Source organism: Microbulbifer maximicatervae (SeqCode) (assembly GCF_052467225.1).
Window position 1 is genome coordinate 738,223 of record NZ_CP174303.1, and the last position, 23,900, is coordinate 762,122.

Genomic DNA, 23,900 nt, shown 5'->3' on the forward strand with positions numbered 1-23,900 from the left:
ATAAATATTCATGCCTGCGCCAAAAGCGCGGGCACACAAAATATGCTGGGTACCACTCGGCAAGCAGATAATTTTTGGACTCAAAAACGATGAATCAAATGAGCACTGAATTTAAAGATTACAAAATCGCGGACATTTCCCTGGCCGAGTGGGGGCGCCGTGAAATTGAAATTGCAGAAGGTGAAATGCCGGCACTGATGACCCTGCGTGAGAAATACCGCGCAGAGCAGCCGCTGGCGGGTGCCCGTATCATGGGCTGTATCCACATGACGATCCAGACTGCAGTGCTGATCGAAACCCTGGTCGCGCTGGGTGCTGAAGTTCGCTGGTCCTCCTGTAATATTTTCTCCACCCAGGACCACGCCGCTGCCGCCATTGCTGCGCGCGGAATCCCCGTATTTGCCTGGAAAGGTGAAACTGAAGAAGAGTACGAATGGTGCCTTGAGCGCACTATTGGTGCCGATGTTGCCGGCTGGCAACCCAATATTATTTTGGATGACGGTGGCGACCTCACCGAATTGCTGCACCGCGAATACCCGCAACTTCTCGATGCTTGCCACGGTGTGAGTGAAGAGACCACCACCGGCGTACACCGTCTGCAGGATATGCTGCGCGAAGGCACCCTGAAGATTCCTGCGATCAACGTCAATGACGCTGTGACCAAGAGCAAGAACGACAACAAATACGGCTGTCGCCACAGCCTCAACGATGCCATCAAGCGCGCCACTGACCACTTGCTCTCTGGTAAGCGAGCGCTGGTTATTGGTTACGGCGACGTAGGTAAAGGTTCCGCAGCATCCCTGCGCCAGGAAGGCATGATCGTACGGGTTTCTGAAGTGGACCCGATCTGTGCGATGCAGGCTTGTATGGACGGCTTCGAGCTGGTTTCCCCCTACATCGACGGCGTTAATACCGGTACCGCTGAGGGTATTAACAAGCAGCTGCTGGCCAATACAGACCTGATTGTTACTACAACTGGCAACGTAAACGTTTGCGATGCCCACATGCTTTCCGCCCTGAAGAGTGGTGCGGTGGTTTGTAATATTGGTCACTTCGATAATGAAATCGACACCGCCTTTATGCGTGAAAACTGGGAGTGGCAGGAAGTTAAGCCGCAGGTACATAAGGTGGTTCGCAATAGCGAAACCAACGATCACTTGTTGCTGCTGTCTGAAGGCCGCCTGGTAAACCTCGGCAACGCTACTGGCCATCCGAGCCGCATCATGGATGGCTCTTTTGCCAACCAGGTTCTCGCCCAGATCCATTTGTTCAAAGAAAAGTTTGCTGACTTACCGGCAGATCAAAAAACTTCAGCGCTGTATGTAAAAGTACTGCCCAAACACCTGGATGAAGAAGTTGCACGCTATATGGTTGAGGGTTTTAGTGGTGTTATTACCCGTATGACCGAGCAGCAAGCTAACTATATCGGTGTTTCAGTTGAAGGTCCGTTCAAACCTGAAAGTTATAAGTACTAATAGCCCCTAACGAAAAGGTGCCGGCATCGCCGGCGCCTGAATTGTGCGGGGTTGGAGAAATATAATGAAAGACTCCATTCGCATAAGTTTCGAATTTTTCCCTCCTAAAACGCCAGAGGGTCGCGAGAAATTATATAAAACTCGCGAAGCGCTCCAAGCATTTAATCCTGAATTTTTTTCTGTTACCTATGGTGCTGGTGGCACCACGAGAGAGACAACGTCGAGTATTGTGACCAATATGCGACGTGATGGTATTTCCATTGCTCCTCATTTATCGTTTGGTGGTGACAATGAAGAGACCATACTGGGTTTGTTAAATGAATATAAAGAGGCGGGAATTAATCGAATAGTTGCACTGCGTGGTGATATGCCGTCGGGCATGGGGGCGGTGGCGCAACTGGTTTATGCGAATGAATTAGTCGCTTTTATTCGCCGACATACCGGTAATCAATTTCATCTTGAAGTAGCTGCATATCCAGAGATACACCCGGAGTCGAATAGCTATGATGACGATATTCGCTATTTAAAAGGTAAATTTGAGGCCGGTGCGAATAGCGCGCTGACACAATATTTTTACAATCCGGATTCCTATTTCTACTTCATTGATCAGTGTGAGAAGGCGGGTATCGATGCGCCTATTTATCCAGGCATTATGCCAATAGCTAATTTTGCCAACCTTGTGCGTTTCTCTCGCAATTGTGGTGCGGAAATCCCAAGGTGGTTGGTTAAGCGTATGGAAAGTTACCGTGACCCTGAGGATATTAGGAAGCTTGGATTGGAGGTTGTGACTGATCTCTGCGAGACCTTATTAGAAGGTGGGGCACCAGGTTTGCATTTTTATACAATGAATCAGGCGAGTTCGTCAAAAAACATTCTTGCCGCCTTGAATTTAAGTGTGGCAAGGTAAGTATTAGGTTTCTAAGATTAGACTTTTTATAGTTTTACTGTATCCATAACATTGTTTGTTGGCTTTAAAAAGTTTGAGAAGCTGGGCCTCAAAGAGGCCCAGCTAATTTTATTTAACTTTAAAATTTATAGTTAATACCCGCAGTTACATAGCGGCCAATAACGTCATAAACACCAAGTGCTGAGAAAGAGTTGACAGCTTTCGGTGGCTCTTCATCAAAGACATTCCTGATCGAGAGGCTGGCCTGTAGATTGTCATTGAATTGATAACCTACATAAGCATTATTCAACCAGTATTCAGGGACGACTCGAATATCTCGAGATTCTGCTGTGTCATCATTATCAACATTTGCCTTTCCTATATATTGTGTCTGCCAATTTACAGTTAGGTCGTCAAGTGTATAGGTTAAGTGGATATTCCCTTGCCAGTCAGAATATCCGATTTCTCCTGCATCAACTTCAAGATCTTTGCCGGTGACAGAGAATTGCTGCTCCTTAATATGATAGGCAACCATCCCCAAATCGAAGTTACCAGGAATATCCCATTTACCTAAATCGAACTTATAGGACAAGTCGGATTGAACACCGCGGAAATTATAGAAGCCTGCGTTTCTATAGCCCGTAGTGAAGTCAACGATTTGAAAATTTTCATCTCGTGTGAAATTACCGCAAGCTTCGTTACTTTGGTCACCGTCATAACAGGCCTCCATCAATATCGTTAAAGATAGATTTTCAATCGCATCCTCTATATCGATATTGATCCAGTCTACGGTGAGTTCAAGACCGTCCGCAAATTGCGGGACCCAAACAAAACCAAAAGTGCTTGCTTCTGCGCGCTCATTTAATAGATCAGGATTGCCACCGGTAGAACCAATTTTTGTGGCATTAACAACCTCGGACTGCCAACTGTTTGGGTCGTAGTCAAAACCAGCTGCGGTGGCTTCGGCTTGGCAGTTTGCGAGACGTAAAGCAGGATCTTCACCTTGCCCAACATATCGTTCATCACAAGGATCATTTGCGCTGCTAAATGTTTCAGAGATAGGAAGTAATGCTTCTGTGACAGCGGGAGCCCTGATGGATTCAGTAATGTTACCTCGCAGCGTGAGTGAGCCCACAACAGGAATGTCTAACATGATTCGAGAACCAACAGACCAAGTTTCATCACTTCCTGCTTGAGAGTGGTCAATTGTCCTCCAGGCCCCCTCAAGCTCCAATCCTGATACAGTTGGAATCAGGTCAGATGGGATTACTGGAACAAGGAATTCCGTATAAAATTCCTTAGTATCAAAGCCTCCAGAAAGTGGTGACAATGCGGCGCTGCGTCCAAGTCCCTGCTGAAGGAAACTATCTGGACGGAATTCGGAGTATTCATCACGAATTTCGTATCCAAATGCTAGCGCAAGAGGACCGGCAGGCAATTCAATAACTTCACCGGAAAGGTAGGCACTAAATATCTCTTGTTCCAGTTCTCCGTAAGTATGGGCATTTGTTGTCACATAATTGATGGCGTCGCTATCAGTAACAACTCCTAAAACATTCAGCGGAACACAATCAGGATCGGAAGATACACAAACAATATTGCCACTTTCATCTGTGGTAACATCCAAGGCTTTTTCGTAGTTCTCTTGGACTAATTGTGTTTCCTCTGTAGTCGCTTCAGTTTTGCCTTTGTTGTAGCTTAGGTCCCAGTTCCAGTCTCTACCGGCAAAGGAAAAGTCACCTTCTAAGCCTAAGACATAGCGAAACATTTCGCTTTCGCCACCGGTATACCCACTTTGAGCAAGGTCATTCATTCCCTTGTGGAGATAAAATACCCCATCTTCTACGATGCCATTATCAATTAAGATTTGGCGATCGGTTTCGCTCAAGTAAGGATTATCTATGGAAATTGGGAGTGCACCAGAGTCGCCCCCAAACATGGAGGACTGATAAAATGGCTGGGCGTTTGGATCACTTGACTCTGAAGTGAAGAAATTAACCTCTGCGTAAGCTTTGATATTGTCGGTGATATCAAAGTGTCCAAGAGAGTTAAACATGTGTCGCTCAATAGGTGCGCGAACAGAGTCGTAGTCTTGGAGCAGGAGTCCATCCCCCCCCATATAAGTGATAACATTGCCCGTTGGCGTGCCGAGATTCAGAGGTGTTAACTGACCGTCTGCACCAAAGCCCAAAGCATTTCCATCAGCATCTTTAATTGTGTTGTAATCTAGGGCAAATAAAGGATAGTAGTCTGTAGGAGTAGGAATTCCCTCTTGGGTGAGAATTGGGATAGCTCTTCCTTTTCCAAAAACTCGGTCATAAACTCCGTCATTGGGCCCTTCGCTTTCTGGATTCTCAAAGAAGTAGTAATAATCTCGGGTAAATTCCCGATCATTCATAAGGACCGCATCGGTCTTATTGTATTCATAGCTGGCAACGACATTGGCGCGATCATTAAATAGATTCTGACCAAAGGTAATAGATGCCATATGGTCGCCAGCATCCATTTCGCCGTCTGCAAAGCCAGATGAAATCTCTGTTTCAATGCCTTCGAAATCATCCTTAAGAATAATGTTGATTGTTCCCGCAACGGCATCGGAACCATAGATGGGTGCACCACCAACGGATACAACTTCCACGCGCTCAATAAGTGCTGTTGGAAGAGCATTCAGGTCGACCTGCAAACCACCAGTGGCTCCAAAGGCATTAGGTGCATTAGAGGATACAACCCTGCGGCCATTTACCAGGGTCAGGGTGCGCTGTGAACCTAGGCCATAGAGGTCAGCAAAGCTTTGACCAACGTTGTTTGAGTCTGATTCTGCCATATTGGTGCCAGATGCTGCCATCATAGGCAAGCTATTGATTGCATCTGATACGTTTGTATACCCATTGGTTTCTATAAGGTCTTGTCCAATGGTTGAGGCTGGCTGCATGGTGTCGTAACCGGCTCTTGGGATACGGGAGCCAGTAACAGTGACCTCTTCTATTTGTTGTGAATTACTAAGCTTTGGCTCATCACTATCGATACTGTCTTGTGCATTGGCAAAGATGGCAGGCATCCCAACTGTGATCGCTAGCAACGTTTTCTTAAAATTGGTATCCATTGTTTTTCCTTTTAGATCTATGGAAGAGCGATGCGATTCGTAATCTTCAGAAGACTGAGTCAGCCTGAATTTTATAGTTTTAATTCGCCCCCAAAATTTAGACGTCCTGCTTATTGATTCCCTCAATCTTTTTTGGTCAATAAATGGTAAGATCGTATAACACGTTGCATTTTCTTGCTAAAAGGTTTGCTTTTATGTTAGTTAGGCTCCACTTAAACAAGTTAGGGTGATTCTGGGTATATTGGTACGGAGAAGCGTGAAGAGTTGAAGGAGCGGGAGGTGGATTGGTACATAGCAATGAAGCCAAGCAAGCTAAAAACTCTTCCAGGGCGTGATGCACTCCGTAAGGCGGAAAAGATCAAGGCACAGATAAGACGAAGGTTGAACACCCCTTTCGCTACATTAAACGGGTATTTGGTTATGACAAGGTCCGCTATCGGGGGCTGTTAAAAAATACTGAGCGGCTGTGCTTGCTAGCAGGCTTTACCAACTTACTAATAGGGAGAAAATATTTGGCCACCTAGGGGGGGGGGGGGGGGGGTCTGAAATCCCCCTACCGGGGATTTTAGGTGAAAAATTAGGGAGCTATTACCCAAAAATTGAGCGTTTTTGCGTAGGAAAGTGAATTTTTTAAATAATTCCGCTTAATTCTAGAAAAATGCTTCATTGATCAGAGGCTCCTTAGAATAATGATTTTGACTTGGCCTGCTCTGGCTGGTAATAAAATTGTTAGGTAGTTAGTAACTATCAAGGTGCGGATTAGTCAACTGATATGTAACAAGTTGCACATTACTGCCTCTATAGGGGCTGGCTAGTTAATAAAAATGCGGGTTTAAAAAGTGACTATGGTTACTCGTCAAATTATTAAGCCATGCTTTCATCCCTATAGGTTTTATTTTTCACGATGGTATTCAGGATCGTAAGCTACTCTCTCATGCCAGCAATCTGGATGACCTTTTTAGGTTTTCCAGCGTCGATTAGCCGCTTATACTTATACATCGGCTTTAATTTGGGATGATTTAGTGGCTGACATAATGGGAGCAAATAGAGCCCCACGTACATGATGCCTTCCGTCTCGAGTATATCTCTTTCCCTGGAAGCTACCGCTATCATGGTTCATTGGTGCGATACCTACAAGTGCAGCTATTTCTTTACGGTTCAATTTTCATCGTTCAGGAAGTACACTCATCAACGTATAAGCCTGTCCATCTCCAACTTCTTTGGCGCCACATAGGCACACTGTTAGCCAGTTTAAGCAGTTATTTGTCGATTTCTTGTAATTCTTATTAATGGTGTTTAGAGTGGCTTGGATAGGTTCGTGCACAGAATCCGGGGTCCTTTGAAGCCGATATTTTTGCATTGTACTCAACTCTAAATAATGATTTCTCACAGCCAGTAAGTCACCGATATCGATGGATTTTCTGGCTTACGCGCAGGTAATCTATGGCTTCATAGCCTCACCAAGATGGGCGACATCAATAGCGTCTAGCTTGTTAGTCCTGGCGAGGCGGCCTGCGGATTTTGTGAAGCTTCTTATTTGAGAAGGATTGCAAAAACAATAACAGGCAGTCCCGCTTTATCTGCGATACAAACGAACTCTAATTAAATCCTTCCTGTAGACTCTATCAGTACGCTTTTAGGTTTAAGGGCTGTAGTTGTTTAATGGCATCCTTAATATCTTCTTTATCATTGGTAATACTAAAGAACTAGCCAGAAGGTCTTACATAAATACCGAGTTTTTTACTGCTGGTATCGATACCGACATTGATCTCTTGAGGTTCCATAAGATAAGCTATCTCCGCCCTGCTATTTGGGTTCGAGGTTCACATGACTACCCGAGCTATGCCTAGTGAGTACTTATCACGTTCATACTTGTTATCGGTCTTTTACGAATTAGCCAAACTGCGAACTGTGATAAACATGGCCTTCGATGGCCGCCGAAGGTAAACTCAATTTACCCGTTAATGAAAAGAATTTTCAATATTTGAATAGGGTGGGAACATCAATACAAGCTTAGTAACTCCTTAAAGTGGTATATTTTTGTTAAGTAGTAATTTTCAGTAGGTATGATGAGAAAATACACACCGCCAAATAAACCTTTTCTATCCGTAGTTTACGAAGATGAGATGTTACTAATCTTAGATAAACCTAGTGGTCTTCTCACTGTGCCTGGTCGTAGTAGTGATCGTAAAGATAGTTTATTTGTTCGATCTCAAAATAAATATCCGGGGTCATTGATTGTTCACCGTTTGGATATGGATACTTCAGGGTTAGTTGTGATGGCGCGTAGTCCAGAAGCGCATAAGAGGATGAGCGCTTTATTTCAATATCGAAAAATTGAAAAGACTTATTATGCGCGAGTATGGGGTGTGCCAGAAAAAAGTAACGGCGAAGTGGATTTGCCACTAATATGTGACTGGCCCAATCGGCCACGGCAAAAGGTAGATTTTGAAGTAGGAAAAGCATCCTTGACTCACTGGAAGAAAATATCCAGCGTAGGAGGTAGTAGTTTACTTCGACTTAAACCTATTACAGGACGCTCGCATCAGCTGAGGGTCCATATGAATGCCATAGGGCATCCAATTTTAGGTGATCCTTTCTATGCCCATCAAGAAGCTATGACTGCTGCTTCCAGGTTGTTGCTACATGCAAGTGAGTTAGAGTTCGTTCACCCCTATACTGAAAGTTTGCTAACTCTCAAAAGTGATTTACCTATCGATTTTTACGTTTAGATATCTATGAATTATTCTGATTGCGAAATATTCAGTTTGTGGTGTGCTTTTTTATTTTATAAATATTTTTCAATTCTATATTAATGGTAGGTAAGTTAAAGGTATATGTAGGTTTCAAATTTATGGGAAATAATAAATACTTAATGACTCTTTTAGGTATTCCTAATTGCCAGTTATGCTACGCTAATTTTCAGCCTGAATTCCAACAACTACCGACAGATATGGCGATAGCGAAGGAGGCCAGCTGGCTGTAGGTCTTTTAGATTCCACGCAAACGAGCCAAAAATCCTATGAGAATCAACTGACGCTGAAAGAACGATACTAGACCGAAGTCCTCAATGGACAGAGCTATTTAGCTCGAGCCATTACACGCTTAAGGGAATGGCTGCCGACTACGCCTCCCTTGTGGATAACAAGGCGCAATTTGATCTTCCAGTCTAGGGGATGGAAGCCTCCCCCCTTAAAGTAGACGCCACCTTATATTCATTTTATGCGGCCATTCTTTCATATTCATCTGGGCTTTTGAACCCAAGTAAACCATGTCTTCTTTTAAAGTTGTAGTACCTATCAAGATACCAAGATAAGTTGGTTCTTAGCTCCTCAACGGATTCAAAATTAAATCCTTTGAAACTCTCAGTTTTCAGCATTTGAAAAAATGATTCTACATACACATTATCATTCATAAATCCTGGACGGTTCATGCTCGGCTCAATACCCAGTTCTTTGAGTCGGTTTTGGTATGCATAAGCACCGTACTCAGAACCTCGGTCGCTGTGAAATATTAGATCTGATTCTATGTTTCTGCGACGGACAGCTTTATTTAGCGCTGACAGTGCTAGCTCCACAGTTCGAGTATCCGACAGCTCCCAACCCAACACTTTCCGGGAGTAAAGATCAATAATCACAGCTAAATATTGCCATTGCCCATTGATCTTCAGATAGGTTACATCACCAGTCCATTGAGAGTCTGGCTTAGTCGGCATACCATGCTCTTTTTGTAAATTTTCAACCTTGATGCAAGGATTTCCAGGCAATGGGCGTCGACGATAAATCCTTCCTGTTTTCCCAACGATTCCAGTTTCTCTCATAAGGTGTTCAACGCGTTTGTGATTTATTCGTTCACCATTAGCTTTCAGCTCTGCGCCAATTCTTGGGCTTCCATAATTACCATCATGCTGAGCATAGATAGCTTCTATACACCCTAGAATTCGCCTATTTTCCATGTCACGAGTGCTCTCATCGCGGTTGAGCCACTTATAAAATCCTTGGGGTGAAACATTCAAGTATCTACATAAGTACCTGACCCCAAAGTCTGATCGATTAAGAGCTATGAACGAGAATCTTTCAGCTTTGGATCTTTCAGGTACATTTCCCACTTTTTTAGGAAATCATTCCCCTTTTGCAATTTCTCAACCTGCTTTTTAAGACGTCTTATCTCTTTATCATCAGTTTGAGACTGAATTTTCGTTGCCTTTGTCATACTTATTCTACGACTAGGCTTCCCGACCAGCTTGCCTTCTCTGCTTTCCTGTCGCCATCTATACACCATCACTGGGCGAAGACCAATAATTGTGGCGATGGTAGTCGTATCTACTTTCAGTTGATTAGTGAGATCTACCACTCTAACTTTGAACTCTGTTGAGTATTCAACAACACGTTCTTCACTCAGCATTTTCGGAGTTTTTTCCTACCCTATTCAAAAGGTAGGCGTCTACTCAATGGGGGAAGGTTTCGATGTCTATCTGAGAGAGAAACTTCTTACGGCGAGTTATATGACGCTTTAGCTTGATAAATGCACCTTGATGTATGGTTCATCGTAGTCTTGGCAGGTAGCCGAATACTATCAAACAGGCTTGAAATCATTCAGCCGCCCCTAAAAATTCTTAAAGATTATCAGTTCATGAAGCTTGTGATGAAATATTTGGTTGCGTCATAGCAGCGATAAATAATTAATCTTGTGTAAATAAATTATTATATGCATTTGGACTTAATCGTTTTCTAGAGCGGTCAAAAGACCGCCCTTACTGTTGCCTACTTTTTATTTTTCATTGCCGCCATCAAAATATCACCCATGCTGCCACGGCCATTGCCTTGGCCCCCTTTCTGGGAGCGGTTGCCCTGCTGCTTGTTGTAGCGCTGGGCTTGGCGGTTTTCGCGCTGGTCACCTTTTTTAATACCGCCACTACCCTGCTCACCGGGCTCATCAGATAAACGCATGGAAAGGCCGATACGCTTGCGGGCAACGTCCACTTCCATCACTTTAACTTTGACAATATCACCGGCTTTTACGACTTCGTGAGGATCTTTAACGAACTTCTCTGAGAGTGCAGAGATATGTACCAATCCATCCTGGTGAACACCGATATCCACAAAGGCACCGAAGTTGGTGACGTTGGTGACGGTCCCCTCGAGTACCATTGCCGGGCGCAGATCTTTTATTTCCTCTACGCCCTCTTCAAATTTGGCCGTGCGGAATTCCGGGCGCGGGTCGCGACCGGGTTTTTCCAGTTCGGCGATAATATCGGTAACGGTAGGTACACCAAATTTCTCGTCGGTATAGTCTGCCGGGTTCAGTCGGCGCAGGAAGCTGGAGTCGCCGATAAGGCTGTGAATTTCACGGCTATTTTTCTCGGCAATGCGTTTAACCACGATATAGGACTCGGGGTGCACCCCGGATTTATCCAGCGGGTTGTCAGCATTGTTAATACGCAAGAAGCCGGCGGCCTGTTCGAATGCCTTGGGCCCCAGACGTGGTACTTCCATTAGCTGTTTGCGGTTAGTGAAGGCACCATTTTGGTCGCGGTAGCTGACGATATTGCTGGCGATAGAAGCTGTCAGGCCAGAGACCTTGGCCAGAAGCGGTGCTGAGGCGGAGTTCAGCTCAGCGCCGACACCGTTCACACAGTCCTCCACCACGGCGTCCAATGAGCGGGCCAGCTGAGTCTGGGAAACGTCGTGCTGGTACTGGCCTACACCAATGGACTTGGGTTCGATCTTCACTAGCTCTGCCAACGGGTCCTGCAGGCGGCGGGCGATGGAGATAGCTCCACGGATAGTAACGTCAAGATCCGGGAATTCCCGCGCAGCAAATTCAGAGGCGGAGTAAACGGAAGCACCGGCTTCGTTAACCACAACTTTTTGAGCCGTCAGCTTGTATTGCTTAATAGTTTCCCCGACGAATTTGTCGGTTTCGCGGCTGGCGGTGCCGTTGCCAATGGCGATCAGGCCCACATTGTATTTATTGCACAGGGCGGCAATAACCGCTGCAGACTCCTGGTGGCGATTCTGTGGTGGGTTGGGGAAGATGGCGGTGTGATCGAGTATTTTGCCGGTGGCATCGACCACGGCGACTTTGACCCCGGTGCGCAGGCCTGGGTCGAGGCCGATGGTGGCTTTTTGCCCAGCCGGAGCTGCCAGCAGCAGGTCTTTCAGGTTGCGGGAGAATACCTTGATGGCTTCCTCTTCTGCCTTCTCGCGCAGTTCACCCATCAGGTCAGTTTCCAACGCGGTCAGAAGCTTGATTCGCCAGGTCCAGCGCACCACTTCGCCGAGCCATTTATCTGCAGGTCGTCCCTCGTCGGTGATATCCACATGGCGGGCAATCATGGCTTCGCAGGGATGGCTGGCGGTTGGGGAGGCCCCTTCTTCTTCAGCGAGGCCCACACTGATAGCGAGTACGCCCTCGTTGCGGCCGCGGAAAATAGCCAGGGCGCGGTGGGAGGGCACTTTGGACCAGTCTTCGGCGTATTCAAAATAGTCGCGGAACTTGGCCCCTTCCTCTTCTTTGCCTTCGAGCAGCTTGGATTTCACCTGCCCATCGCGCTTGAGGAATTCACGCAGTTTACCCAGCAGCTCGGCGTCTTCGGCAAAGCGTTCCATCAGGATAAATTTGGCTCCATCCAGAGCGGCTTTAATGTCTTTGACGTGAAGGGAGGCGTCTTCGTTGTCGGTGTTGAGGTATTGCTCTGCTTCGGCTGCAGGGTCGAGGGAGGGGTTGTTGATCAGTGCATCGGCCAGCGGTTCCAGGCCAGCCTCGATGGCGATTTGCCCTTTGGTGCGACGCTTGGGTTTGTAGGGGAGGTAGAGGTCTTCGAGGCGGTTCTTGGTGTCGGCACTGTTAATTTGTTGTGACAACTCTGGAGTCAGCTTGCCCTGCTCATCAATGCTTTTCAGGATGGCAGCGCGGCGCTCTTCCAGTTCGCGCAGATAGCGCAGTCGGTCTTCCAAGGTGCGCAGCTGGGTGTCGTCCAGGGCTCCTGTCACTTCTTTCCGGTAGCGCGAAATAAATGGGACTGTGGCTCCTTCATCGAGCAGGGATACTGCGGCGGTAACCTGTTGTGGTCTGACATTGAGTTCTTCGGCGATGCGAACGTTGATATCCAGCATTTGATGTTTACATCCGTTTTCCGGGAAATTTCGTACCGTTAAGGGCGATGTTGGACCAGTAAGTAGCCTTTCAGTTTCCGTGGTATTTGGCGGGTAAACGAGAGGGCCCTTACAGGAGTAATTTTGGGTCGGCATTATGCGTTACCCGAGCGCAGCGAGGAAGGTTTGCGGCAGGACACAAAGTTGTGCGGCAGTCTGCATCCAAATTGCCTCTTATGTGCGTCGAACTCCAGTAGAATGCGTACTAACTAAAATTTGACCAATTCAGGTCAGGGAACGGGGTAGAGGGTACCTGTGAAAGTCTCGAGTAAAAACAAGCTGTTATTCATTGTATTGTTAGTCGGGGTGGCTGTTATTGCTGCGGTGGTTGTATTGAAGCCGAAGCCGGAGGAAAAACCGCCAGAGGTGGTGGTACCGCCAATGGCCGATGTTCTCTATATAGAACCCCGTCGCCAGACACTGTTGGTACCCAGCCAGGGAACCGTTCATGCCCGCCATGAAATCGATGTGATCGCGCGAGTCGGCGGTGTGATCGAAAGCGTGGATGAGGCATTTGTTCCCGGTGGCTTCTTCAATAAAGACGCCCGTTTATTACAGCTTGAGCAAGCAGACTATCGCTACCAGGTCACTCGCGCAGAATCGCAACTGGCAAATGCCAAGTCCGCCCTGGCTCAGGAGCAGGGCCATGCCAAGCAAGCTAAGCGCGAGTGGCGTGACCTGGGATCTGAAGCTGCCAATGCCCTGTTCCTACGCAAACCCCATCTCGAAGCTGCCCAGGCTGCAGTGGAAGCCGCGAGAGCTGACCGCGACCAGGCCAAGCTGGATTTGGAGCGCACATCACTCAAAGCACCCTTTGCAGGTCGTGTAGTTGAGACTTTTGTCGACCTGGGACAGTACATTACCCCCGGCACCCCTCTGGCAAAAATTCACAGCACCGGTATCGCTGAAGTCCGCCTCCCTCTGACCGACCAGCAACTGGCGTTGCTCGATCTTCCCCTGGGTAAGACTATTGAGAATGGCCCCGCTGTGCGTCTGCAAGCTGTTGTGGCTGGACGTGAGCACGAGTGGCGTGCGCAATTGGTGCGAACCGAAGCGAGTATCGATCCCAACAGCCGCTTTATTTTTGCTGTTGCCCAGGTACAGAAACCCTATGAAGGGGATGTGCCGCTGATGAATGGCCTGTTTGTTGAGGCAGATATTGCCGGCAGAACCTTTGATGATGTTGTGGAGCTGCCCCGTCAGGCACTGCATGAAGGGGACCACTTGTTGGTGCTGAATGACGAGAGTCAGCTGATCTACAAAACTGTTGAGCTGTTACAAACCATCGGTGACAGAATCTGGCTCCGCGGGGATATCGCTATGGGTGACCGAGTGATTGTTTCAAGCTTGGGCTACTCCCGTGAGGGTATGGTACTTACCGCTAACCCCCTCAATGAGCGGCCAGCGGGCCTGGGGAGTCTTCCTGAAGATCCAGCAGATCCCTCTACAGTATCCGCTGCTGGTGATGCCGGTGGTGTTAGCAATGCTTCCCAGGGAGGCAAGTAATGAGCGGAATCATCCCGTGGTTTGCGCGCAATAGCAAAGCCGCAAACCTGCTGATGATTATGATAATCATCGGCGGAATCTTTGGCCTTATGAGTATCGACCGGGAGGTGTTTCCCACGCTGCAGCTGGGGATTGTAGAGGTTAATATCTCTTACCCCGGCGCCGGTCCGGCAGAGGTGGAGCAGCAGGTAACCGTTCGGGTTGAGGAGGCTATCTCCGAAGTAAAGGGTATTAAGGAGGTAAATTCTGCTTCCCGACGGGGTAGTGCCTCTATTGAAATCCAGGCGATGGATGGCTACGACGAGCTGCGATTGCTCAACGATATTAAGGTTCAGGTGGATAGTATCAACACCTTTCCTGACGGTATTGAACGTCCCGTTATTCGCTTGATTGAAGCCAATGCCGAGTTAATGATGATCGCCATCGGTGGGCCAGTTTCTGAGCGTCAGCTCAAGGAAACCACCCTGGATTTGCGCGATAAGCTCAACCTGATTTCCGGTGTGCGCAGAGTTGATGTTTGGGGTGATCGACCAGACGAGTTGTCCATTGAAGTTTCCGAGCTGGATTTACGTCGTTACAACCTGAGCTTTAATCAGGTTGCCGACGCGGTGCGCCGCTCCTCCCTGGATTTGCCTGCCGGCATGGTGCGCTCGGACCGCGGTGATATTCAGGTGCAAACTCGTGGCCAGGCCTATACCGCCGAAGACTTCGAGCGTATCCCCGTAGTTAGCCGTGCCGATGGCTCTGTATTGTTGCTGCGCGATGTAGCGACAGTGCGCGATGGCTTTGAGGAATACAACAACGTTATTCGTTTTAATGGCAATCCCGCCATGAACCTTCGCATTATTCAGGGCGAGCCCCTGGATGTGGTGAAAACCGCTGAGCGAATAAAAGCGTTCCTGGAGGAGACTCGCGAGCAATTGCCACCGGGCATGGAACTGGATGTCTGGTTCGACTTCTCCAAGGCATTTGAAGGCCGCATGAATCTGCTGACTACTAATGCCCTGAGTGGTTTTGCCATGGTGTTTGTCATGCTGATGCTGTTCCTGCGCCCGGCACTGGCCATGTGGGTAACCGTGGGCATTGTTGTCGCTTTCCTGGGTGCTTTCTGGCTGTTGCCGGTGACCGGCGTCAGCCTAAATATGCTGTCACTGTTCGCCTTCCTGTTAATACTCGGGATTGTGGTGGACGATGCCATCATTGTGGGGGAGGCAGTACATGCTGCCCACGATAGAGGTGAATCTGGCTTAGCTGCAGCTGAGCAAGGGGTGAAGCAGGTAGCTTCCCCGGTAATTTTCGCCGTGACCTCCACCATGGTGTTCTTTATCCCTATGCTGTTTCTACCCGGCATTACCGCACAGATGATGCTGGCCCTGCCGGTGGTGGTACTGTTGTGTCTGGTCTTCTCCCTGGTGGAATCCCTGTTGATCCTGCCGGCTCACTTGGTGGGCATGAAGCCAGAGAAACCTGCCAAATCGACTTTGGGAATTAAATTACAAAACGTACGTAGAAGTTTTGCCGGTGCGATGAAGACGGCCGGAGATAAGTACTACCTACCTTTGCTGGAAAAGTCCCTTAGCAATAGCCGCACCACAGTGATGAGCTTTATGTTGGCACTGGGTTTGTCGATCGCTGTTTTCCAGAGTGGTTATGTGGGCTCTTCATTCTCACCCCAGGTCCCCTCCGATTTATTGCAATTGCGAATTTCTATGGCCTCAGGTGAACCCTTCAGTGAAGCTGAACGGGTAATGGAGCAGGTACTCACTGCCGCTGATAAGTTGGAAACCGATGAGGGAATGCTGGAGCAGAACAAGGGTGAGTCTTTCTTGCAAAACTCCCTGGTTTTCAATTGGCGTGGCAATATTTATGTAACCTTGCAGCTTACCGATGGAGAGATGCGCGATGTCACCTCCGAGTCTCTAGCGTTGCGCTGGCGCGAATTGATTGGCGAGTTGCCGGCTAGCGTCGAGGACATGAATATTGATGCGAGCATCAACAATAGTAGTAATGGTATGAGCCTGAACCTGAGCACTGCCTCAGGGGATATGGGTGAACTGCGCGCTGCTGCTGATTTGGTTAAGGAAAAACTGGATAGTTATGTCGGTGTTTATGATGTGCGGGATAACCTGACCAGTGCCCGTCGCGATATTGAGATCCAGCTGAAACCCTACGCCACTACGATGGGTATTAACTTGGCAGACGTGGCCAGGCAGGTTCGTCAGGGTTTCTACGGTGAGGAAGTTCAACGTATCCCACGTGGTCGTGAGGATGTTCGCGTAATGGTTCGCTACCCTATGGAGGAGCGCGCCAGCGAAGAGCAGATGGACCGCATTCGCATTCGTACCAACGATGGGGAGGTACCCTTCTCAGCGGTGGCCGAGGCAGTTTACGTGCCGGGCTATACCACGATTCGCCGCAACGATCGCGAGCGCACCGTGCGGGTATTTGCCGAAATAACGCCGAATACTTCCAGCGCGCAGGATATCCTTAAGGATATGCGCGAGACCCTAGTACCTGAGCTGGAGCGCCAGTTCCCCGGTTTCTCCCTGAGAACCGCTGGGGAAATGCAGGAAGAGGAAGAGTTTAACGGTGCTATCCTGGCCTTCTTCGTATTGTCCCTGTTCGGCATTTATGCGCTGCTGGCGATTGCTTTCCGCTCCTACTCTCAGCCGTTGCTGATCCTTACTGCTGTGCCGTTTGGGTTCTTTGGTGCTTTAGTTGGCCACCTGTTGATGGGACACAACATCAGCATTATGTCGATGCTCGGCTTCCTCGCAGCAGCGGGTGTGGTTGTGAACGATAACCTGGTATTGATGGATCGTATTAATCAGCTGCGCGCTCAGGGTATGGCGGTGATGGATGCGGTAGTACACGCGGGCCGGGATCGTTTCCGCCCGATTATCCTGACCTCGATTACTACCTTTATCGGTCTGGTACCGATTATGTTCGAACGGTCGATCCAGGCCCAGTTCCTGATCCCGATGGTGATCAGCCTGGCATTCGGCGTTCTGTTTGCAACGGCAGTGACTTTGATCTTGGTCCCCAACCTGTACAAAGTTATTGAGAAGTTACGCCCGAAGCACAAAGTTGCAGTAGAAGACGATACCCCGGTCTCATTGGAGACTGTGTAGCGCGGGTATCCAGGCGCAATGGTGGATCGCCTTCACCATTGCGCCTTTGGGGTATAAATGCCTAAACTAACTGCCAGCAAAATGCCGACATTCCTGTCGGCTTTTTTATGGTGTTTGAATAGGATTCTCCCATGCGCATCCCGCGTATTTTTTCCAAGCAGCCTCTGGCTTCCGATCAAGAAGTAGACCTGGATGAGCTGGCTTCCCGTCACCTGGTAAAAGTACTTCGCTTGAATGCGGGCCACCCCTTAGTTCTTTTTGATGGCAATGGCGGTGAGTATACGGCGGAGTTGATCGAGACCGGCAAACGGGCGCGCGCGCGCACGGGAGAGTACTGTGCAGAGGATCGCCAGTCACCGTTGGCACTGACCCTGGCGATCGGTATTTCCCGTGGCGATCGCTTCGATTGGGTGATACAGAAAGCCACTGAGCTGGGAGTGGCGGCGATACAGCCGCTGTTTACCGAACGTTGTGAAGTGAAGCTGTCCGGGGACCGCTTACAGAAAAAACTGGGTCACTGGCGCCAGATTGCTATCAGTGCCTGTGAGCAGTGTGAGCGCAACCGGGTGCCGGAGATTGCCGAACCGATAAAGCTGGCGCAGTATTTACAGAGTGAATCTGCAGAAGCTGAGCCCCAAGCCAAGTTGGTACTGCATCACCGCACCGAGCTGGATCTGCGCCAATGGCAGGCGGAGCGCGGTACACCGGAATCCGCCCTGCTACTGGTAGGTCCAGAAGGCGGGCTATCGCAGGTGGAAATCGATGCGGCACTGGCGCAGGATTTTATGCCTCTGCGCTTGGGACCAAGGGTGATGCGCACTGAGACAGCGCCGATAGCGGCATTGTCGGTATTGCAATTTCAATGGGGTGATTTGTAGTCGCTGAAGGAATGGACTCGAGAGTATTCAGGGAGAGAAGAGCATGATAAAAGCATTTATCTGGTTGTTGGGCATTGTCATCGTTGTGCTATCACTGGCGATTATTGCCAAGCCGAAGCTGGCACAAAGCCTCAGCGAACGGCTTAACGAAACCGGCTATGCCCTCTCCGCCTGGGCGCGAATTATTATTGGCCTGATCCTTTTACTAATTGCAGACACTCGCCACTGGTATATTTTGTTCAACGCTCTCGGCGTACTGGTGCTATTGAGTGGTGCCTATATGCTGCAAATTGGTTTTGAGCGGGGCAAAGAATTAGCGGTTAAAATTTCCCGTGGCAATGAAAATTTCCTGCGTATTAGCGGCGTCATCGGTGTCATCCTCGGCCTGATGCTGCTCTCTGCGCGTTAACGATGTAGGTTCCCATGTCTTCTACCGATTTAATTATTTTTGACTGTGATGGTGTGCTGGTAGACAGCGAGAGCATCGTCTGTCGCATATTGGCAGAAGAAATGAATCGCCTGGGCTTGCAGACCACCGCCGAGGAGCTGGACGAGCAATTCAGCGGTCGCCCGGCCAGGGACTGCTTGGTGGAAATCGAGAAGCGCTTTGGCGGACCACTACCGGATAATTATTTTGGCAATACGGAGCGGCGTATCCGCGAGGCGTTCCAGCAGGAATTACAGCCGGTTGTGGGTATTGAAGGCCTGCTCGACCAACTGCAACAGCTGGGTCTGCGCAGCTGCGTGGCTTCCTCGGGCTCTCACCAGAAAATGCAGCTGACACTGAATAAGACCGGTTTGTACGATTATTTCGACGGGCGGATTTTTAGTGCCGACGATGTATCCCGGGGCAAGCCCTGGCCAGAGCTATTCCTGCACGCAGCAGATGCCATGGGGGTGGCGCCGGAGCGCTGTCTGGTAGTGGAGGACTCCATTGCCGGTGTCTCTGCGGCCGTCTCTGCAGGTATGCGCGTGGTTGGCTACAGTGCCCATCCAGTAAGGGGTCCCCAGCTGGAACAGCAGGGTGCCCGGGTAGTCACAGACATGATGGCAGTTCTCAACTTTATTTAATGGCCACAGTGGCCGAGACTTCCAGTTGATCAGCGCTTTCGCTGTTCTACACTGAATTTGACGTCGAGAAACCGGAAGCTGTACCTATGGCGGGTAAATTCTTGTCTGCCAGTTGCCTATTCTTATTGGCCTTTACTCTGGTGGGCTGTGACCAGTCCGAATCCCCAAAGAAATATACGCTCGAGCCTGTCGATGGAATACAGTCAGGTGACAGTGAGAAGACTGCCCGAGCAGCGGCCCCCTTTGCCGATGAGCTGGTGAGGTTTTTACGGGGAAATAATCGTTCTATCGGAGACACGTTCCGCCTGCGCCTGGAGTTCGATCCCGGCGGTTTTGCCCCCCGCATAGAAACCATTGCCGATCTGGAAGCCTTGCTGGTGATCATGCGCGATTTTTCAGAGATGCGAATCTCCATTGAGGGGCATACAGACAGTGGCGGCGATGCGAAAAAGAATCTCAGCCTGTCCCAGCGCAGAGCGGATTGGGTAAAGCATTTCCTGATAGAGCGAGGCGTCTCCGCTGACCGTATGGAAGCCCAGGGCTACGGCGATACTGATCCGATTGCGGATAATGAGACAGAGAAAGGCAAGCGGGAGAACCGCCGCCTGATGATCCGGGTACTAAATTTTGATCGTGTTCCCAGCAAACTGCCGAGGCGCTAACCCCGAACAGCTTGCAGGTGAAGAGCTAGCTTAGGATAGTGTCTCAGCTAGAGGCATTACCCAGTTCCTCACTGGAATTTACCGGCGTCTTTGGGGCTTGGTTGGAAAATATTTTCTTCATTAATTTTCCAGTTTGACGCAATCCAATAATACTCTGCGCTGTGAGCATACCGGAGATCATTGCACCGGCTACGCCGCAGCTCACCACATCCTGCCCGGTAAGGTAGAGCCCTTTGACCCGGCTTTTGGGTCTCAGCCAGGATTGCTCAAAGCGGTTGGGATCGTGATCCAGTCCGTAGATCTCTCCCCGTGGATAGAAGCAGAAATAATCCGTGGATAACGGGGTTGAAAGCTCGTAGTAATCGATTTCCCCACGCAACTGCGGCATGTGCTTATACAAATGCTCCAGCAGGCGCTGGCTAAATGCCTCCTTCAGGTCCTCGTAATCATCTCCTCGCTTGCCCCAAGGCTTGTCGTGCCACTGGGCAAACCAATCGTAGTTGGCCGGTGCCACAATTTCGATAGTGGCGCGGCCCGGGTAGCGCTGGGTAAAGGTGGGGTCTTTCGCAGACGGGAACGAAATATAGACTAGCGGTATTTCCTTATCCTGATCGTCGATAAAGGCCTGCATATCCTCTTCGTACTGATCGCTGGAATAGATCCAGTAATTGGTCTTGGGCAGGTTTAATTCTTCCGCTGTTTTTTCCAAGCCAATATACAGACACAGGTGAGACATGGAGCGGTTGACGGTGTCCAGGTCGCGGATATATCCCATGCGCTCACTGGTACTGCGCGGTAACAGCTTCTCGAAGGTATTAAATACCCCTGCGCCGGAGACAACTAATGGTGCTTCGATTTCATGTCCGTCGGACATTCTTACACCGCGAACCTGATCCCCATTCATCAGGATGGTTTCCACCTTGGCATAGGTAAATACATCTCCACCACTGGCCTGGATTTGGGGAATAATCGTTTCGGAGATTTTACTGGCGCCGCCGACAGGATAGTAACCGCCATAGAGATAATGCTTGGCGATCAGGGCGTGAATAATAAAGCTGCCCTCGGATGGGGTCATGCCATTATCACCCCACTGCCCTGTCAGCACAGAGATCAGCTTTTCATTGCTGGTGATTCCACTGAGAACTTCGCGGGTGGTTTTATTGAGCCAGGCGGGTTCGCGCAGCTTTCTCCACAGGCGAATAAAAGGCCCACACCAGGAGGGCAGCATTTTTTCCATTGCCAGTCGCTGCATGGCTTTGGCAACCACATTCAGCCGTTGCAGGTACTCCTCGATATTCGCGCGCTCATCGGGGAAGTGGCTGACCAACTCATCGATAAATTGCTGGCGGCCGGCTTTCAGGTCGTATTGTTTATCGCCAATACAGATGCGGTCATAGGTGCTGTCCATTGGCGCCCAGTGCAACTGGTTATTGGAAATAAAGTCGAAGATCTTGCGGGTCATGGTGGGGTGTTCGCCCACATCGCCGATATAGTGGACGCCGACATCCCACTCATAACCATTGCGGTCATAGGCGTGGGTGTATCCCCCGGCAGTGTAGTGTTGCTCAAGGACAAGTGCTTTCTTGCCCATGGCACTGAGCATCGCAGCACAAGTCAGACCGCCAATGCCTGAGCCGATGATAATGGCGTCGTAATTGCCTTCCAGGCGGCTCGGGCGATAGCGCCGACCAATACGCAGCCGGCTTGGTTTTGGGGCACTGCGCTTCTTCTCAGGGGTCTCTGTCATGATGGCCTCGCCACTATTGTTTTTATTCCTCAACCATAGCGCCCCCTATCGAGCTATGCAATAAGTTGCATATTAATATTCTGTTTATCTATTGTGCACTTTTATATGTTTCGTATACAATTTATATATAAAGTATATCAAGGTTAGGGTTATGGGCATCGTCAAGATATCCGATGAGCTACACGATGAGATTCGCAAGGCCAGTACGGTGATGGCCCGTTCAATTAATTCCCAGGCGGAGTACTGGATCAAGATTGGGATGCTGGCGGAGCTGAACCCGGAATTAAGCTACAGCGACTTGTGTAAGAAGTTGCTGCGCAATCAGGCATTAACCCTGGAAGAGCTGATACGTGAGTGAAATAAAAATAAAGACTCCTGATGAGCAGGAGTTAATGCGCCAATCGGGCCAATTGTTGAGTCGTGTATTTGCCATGCTGGACGCCTTTATTGAACCGGGGGTCTCGACAATGCAAATTAATGAGCGGGTAGAAGAATTTATTGTCAATGAACTCAATGCCCGCCCCGCCAGCAAGGGGCAATATGATTATCCCTACGCTCTGAACACCTCAGTCAACGAAGTAGTCTGTCACGGCATGCCCAGTGATAAGCAGCTACTGCGGGAGGGAGATATCATCAATGTGGATATTACCCTGGAGAAATCTGGCTATATTGCGGATTCCAGCAAAATGTATAGCATCGGTACCGTGACCCCTATTGCCAGAAAACTGGTAACCACCTGCTATGAAGCTATGTGGGCCGGTATTGCCACGGTAAAGCCGGGAGTTACTTTTGGTGATATCGGCAATGCAATCCAGCGCCATACCGAGCGCAACGGCTTCAGTGTCGTACGGGAATATTGTGGTCATGGTATTGGCCGGGAAATGCATGAAGCACCTCAGGTTCTTCACTTTGGGCGGCCTGGTTCCGGTGAAGTTTTACAGGAGGGAATGACATTTACCATTGAGCCCATGATCAATCAGGGAAATCGTAAAACCAAACTCAAGAAAGATGGCTGGACTGTAGTAACTAAGGATAAAAAGCTATCGGCCCAATGGGAGCATACGATTTTGGTAACTGGTGACGGTTATGAAGTGCTAACGCTTAGGGATGAAGAGAGATCTTCTAAGATTAAATAGCGGCCAATTAGTGATCGTTAGGTAGATAGCAATGGGTAGCGAGACACTTTATATTTTCGCTACCCACTGTTTTCAATAGATATTTTAATCCAGGCATGCAGGTTCTGCTGCGGTAAACGTGTTAAAGACCCAAGTATTGGTGCCGCTGCAATCGCCCGGATCGGTATCATCTTCCAAATCGTAAGGTGAGTTATTGAGAGAGGTATTTCGAACAATCTTGTTAAATTCACTACCCTCGATAAATATACCAATTCCTCCCTCGCCATTATCCTCGACAGTATTTTGAGTGATGAGAGTACTTGAAGTAAATCTAATTGGAATTCCTAGGCCGGCATTTCCGGTTACAAGATTGTTTGAGACTGTAGAGAAGTCAGCTTTATCTCCCTCATCGCCTTCCCCTACGGCAATTCCATCATTTAAGCCATCGGTAACAATATTTGAAAATACATTGGTGAACTGTCCATTCACCTCGATACCCTGATTGCCGCTACCACTGATATTATTAAAAGTTATACTATTAAACATTCCCCTTAATTCAATACCTGAATTGTCAATATTGGTAAGGGTATTTCTAAGTACTATATTTGAATTCCCCCTAAGCTCTACACCATCCCCACTTTGAGTTGTAGAAAGGGTGTTATCTCTTATAACTGTATTATTAGTTTCTACATAAATTAAATCACCAAACATATCAGTAAGGTTCATAGAATAAATGACATGCCCTCCCTCCCCTTCAGCAACAATACCTCTTCCACAACCGGTGATCGAACCATCAAATACCTGCGCGCCAGTTCCGGTAAGAAGTATTGCTGCGTCTGCTTGATTGCTCTCATCAATACAGGTGAGTTGATAACCATCCATATCAAAAATTCCAGTGGGGCCATCTACGGTCAAAACTATCTGGTCTGGCTCTGTGACTTCACAAATAAGATCCTCTGTCAGTGTGGTTGGTGAAGTAATCGTATCACCACATTCAACGGCGACTGCTGAAAGTGGAATAAGTAATCCAGAAAATATAATCGTTACGTGAAATTTACATTTTTTCATCAGGATGTCTCGCGAAGTGGATTTCTAAATAAAGGTGGTTTGCACGATTTTGCTATTCGCAAAATTTATAGAATTTTAAATTGATTTACTCTTGCCTGGAT

Annotated in this window: 18 protein-coding genes and 1 pseudogene; 12 read left to right on the forward strand and 7 right to left on the reverse strand. The window is 48.6% G+C overall.

What is annotated here, in order from left to right; all coding sequences use genetic code 11:
• Positions 1–98: 98 nt before the first annotated feature.
• Together ahcY and metF are read left to right on the forward strand one after the other, a co-directional pair.
• The gene (gene ahcY, locus ACJJIZ_RS03195) at positions 99–1,475 is read left to right on the forward strand and encodes an adenosylhomocysteinase (RefSeq protein ID WP_369974263.1); all 1,377 of its coding nucleotides are present in this window, start codon (positions 99–101) and stop codon (positions 1,473–1,475) included.
• 64 nt (positions 1,476–1,539) lie between these two features.
• Entirely contained in the window at positions 1,540–2,382 is an 843-nt protein-coding gene (gene metF, locus ACJJIZ_RS03200) for a methylenetetrahydrofolate reductase [NAD(P)H] (protein ID WP_444915188.1), read from the forward strand.
• 118 nt (positions 2,383–2,500) lie between these two features.
• On the opposite strand, the gene ACJJIZ_RS03205 is transcribed toward metF, so the two are convergent.
• The gene (locus tag ACJJIZ_RS03205) at positions 2,501–5,464 is read right to left on the reverse strand and encodes a TonB-dependent receptor domain-containing protein (RefSeq protein ID WP_444915189.1); all 2,964 of its coding nucleotides are present in this window, start codon (positions 5,462–5,464) and stop codon (positions 2,501–2,503) included.
• Positions 5,465–5,853: 389 nt separating this feature from the next.
• Between ACJJIZ_RS03205 and ACJJIZ_RS03210 the strand changes: the two are divergent.
• A pseudogene (locus ACJJIZ_RS03210) lies at positions 5,854–5,988 on the forward strand (IS5/IS1182 family transposase); the annotation flags it as partial.
• 467 nt (positions 5,989–6,455) lie between these two features.
• Here the strand turns inward: ACJJIZ_RS03210 and ACJJIZ_RS03215 are convergent.
• The gene (locus ACJJIZ_RS03215; RefSeq protein WP_444915190.1) at positions 6,456–6,584 is read right to left on the reverse strand and encodes a hypothetical protein; all 129 of its coding nucleotides are present in this window, start codon (positions 6,582–6,584) and stop codon (positions 6,456–6,458) included.
• A gap of 946 nt (positions 6,585–7,530) precedes the next feature.
• Between ACJJIZ_RS03215 and ACJJIZ_RS03220 the strand changes: the two genes are divergently transcribed.
• Complete coding sequence (locus ACJJIZ_RS03220; protein WP_444915191.1) at positions 7,531–8,196, forward strand: RluA family pseudouridine synthase; 666 nt, start codon at positions 7,531–7,533, stop codon at positions 8,194–8,196.
• A 488-nt stretch (positions 8,197–8,684) separates the two neighbouring features.
• On the opposite strand, the gene ACJJIZ_RS03225 is transcribed toward ACJJIZ_RS03220, so the two are convergent.
• The 3 genes from ACJJIZ_RS03225 to ACJJIZ_RS03235 all read right to left on the reverse strand — a co-directional run bounded on the left by ACJJIZ_RS03225 (position 8,685) and on the right by ACJJIZ_RS03235 (position 12,582).
• Positions 8,685–9,572 (reverse strand): IS3 family transposase, encoded by an 888-nt coding sequence (locus tag ACJJIZ_RS03225; protein WP_444915192.1) that lies wholly within the window; start codon positions 9,570–9,572, stop codon positions 8,685–8,687.
• Entirely contained in the window at positions 9,524–9,868 is a 345-nt protein-coding gene (locus ACJJIZ_RS03230; RefSeq protein ID WP_444915193.1) for a transposase, read from the reverse strand. The genes ACJJIZ_RS03225 and ACJJIZ_RS03230 overlap by 49 nt, the downstream gene beginning before the upstream one ends.
• 359 nt (positions 9,869–10,227) lie before the next feature.
• Complete coding sequence (locus ACJJIZ_RS03235) at positions 10,228–12,582, reverse strand: Tex family protein (protein WP_444916182.1); 2,355 nt, start codon at positions 12,580–12,582, stop codon at positions 10,228–10,230.
• Positions 12,583–12,876: 294 nt separating this feature from the next.
• Here ACJJIZ_RS03235 and ACJJIZ_RS03240 point away from each other — a divergent pair, with 294 nt between their 5' ends.
• From ACJJIZ_RS03240 to ACJJIZ_RS03265, 6 genes are all read left to right on the forward strand, one after another.
• Positions 12,877–14,127 (forward strand): efflux RND transporter periplasmic adaptor subunit, encoded by a 1,251-nt coding sequence (locus ACJJIZ_RS03240; protein ID WP_444906889.1) that lies wholly within the window; start codon positions 12,877–12,879, stop codon positions 14,125–14,127.
• A complete protein-coding gene (locus ACJJIZ_RS03245) occupies positions 14,127–17,258 on the forward strand; it encodes an efflux RND transporter permease subunit (RefSeq protein WP_413663777.1) in 3,132 nt (1,043 codons plus the stop codon). Before ACJJIZ_RS03240 ends, ACJJIZ_RS03245 begins: the two co-directional genes overlap by 1 nt.
• A 131-nt stretch (positions 17,259–17,389) precedes the next feature.
• Positions 17,390–18,136 (forward strand): 16S rRNA (uracil(1498)-N(3))-methyltransferase, encoded by a 747-nt coding sequence (locus tag ACJJIZ_RS03250; RefSeq protein ID WP_282930691.1) that lies wholly within the window; start codon positions 17,390–17,392, stop codon positions 18,134–18,136.
• Between the two features lie 43 nt (positions 18,137–18,179).
• Positions 18,180–18,545: a hypothetical protein gene (locus ACJJIZ_RS03255; RefSeq protein WP_282930692.1), complete on the forward strand. Its 366-nt coding sequence runs from the start codon at positions 18,180–18,182 to the stop codon at positions 18,543–18,545.
• 14 nt (positions 18,546–18,559) lie between these two features.
• Positions 18,560–19,207: an HAD family hydrolase gene (locus ACJJIZ_RS03260; RefSeq protein ID WP_282930693.1), complete on the forward strand. Its 648-nt coding sequence runs from the start codon at positions 18,560–18,562 to the stop codon at positions 19,205–19,207.
• Between the two features lie 86 nt (positions 19,208–19,293).
• On the forward strand, positions 19,294–19,869 hold the full coding sequence (locus tag ACJJIZ_RS03265) for an OmpA family protein (protein ID WP_444906891.1): 576 nt from the start codon (positions 19,294–19,296) through the stop codon (positions 19,867–19,869).
• A 43-nt stretch (positions 19,870–19,912) separates the two neighbouring features.
• Here ACJJIZ_RS03265 and ACJJIZ_RS03270 read toward each other — a convergent pair whose 3' ends face one another.
• Positions 19,913–21,616: a phytoene desaturase family protein gene (locus tag ACJJIZ_RS03270; protein ID WP_444915194.1), complete on the reverse strand. Its 1,704-nt coding sequence runs from the start codon at positions 21,614–21,616 to the stop codon at positions 19,913–19,915.
• Between the two features lie 151 nt (positions 21,617–21,767).
• On the opposite strand from ACJJIZ_RS03270, the gene ACJJIZ_RS03275 reads away from it, so the two are divergent.
• Both ACJJIZ_RS03275 and map read left to right on the forward strand, forming a co-directional pair.
• The gene (locus ACJJIZ_RS03275; protein WP_444915195.1) at positions 21,768–21,974 is read left to right on the forward strand and encodes a ParD-like family protein; all 207 of its coding nucleotides are present in this window, start codon (positions 21,768–21,770) and stop codon (positions 21,972–21,974) included.
• Entirely contained in the window at positions 21,967–22,752 is a 786-nt protein-coding gene (gene map, locus ACJJIZ_RS03280) for a type I methionyl aminopeptidase (protein WP_444915196.1), read from the forward strand. Before ACJJIZ_RS03275 ends, map begins: the two co-directional genes overlap by 8 nt.
• Before the next feature lie 84 nt (positions 22,753–22,836).
• On the opposite strand, the gene ACJJIZ_RS03285 is transcribed toward map, so the two are convergent.
• On the reverse strand, positions 22,837–23,799 hold the full coding sequence (locus ACJJIZ_RS03285) for a right-handed parallel beta-helix repeat-containing protein (protein ID WP_444906893.1): 963 nt from the start codon (positions 23,797–23,799) through the stop codon (positions 22,837–22,839).
• Positions 23,800–23,900: the final 101 nt, after the last annotated feature.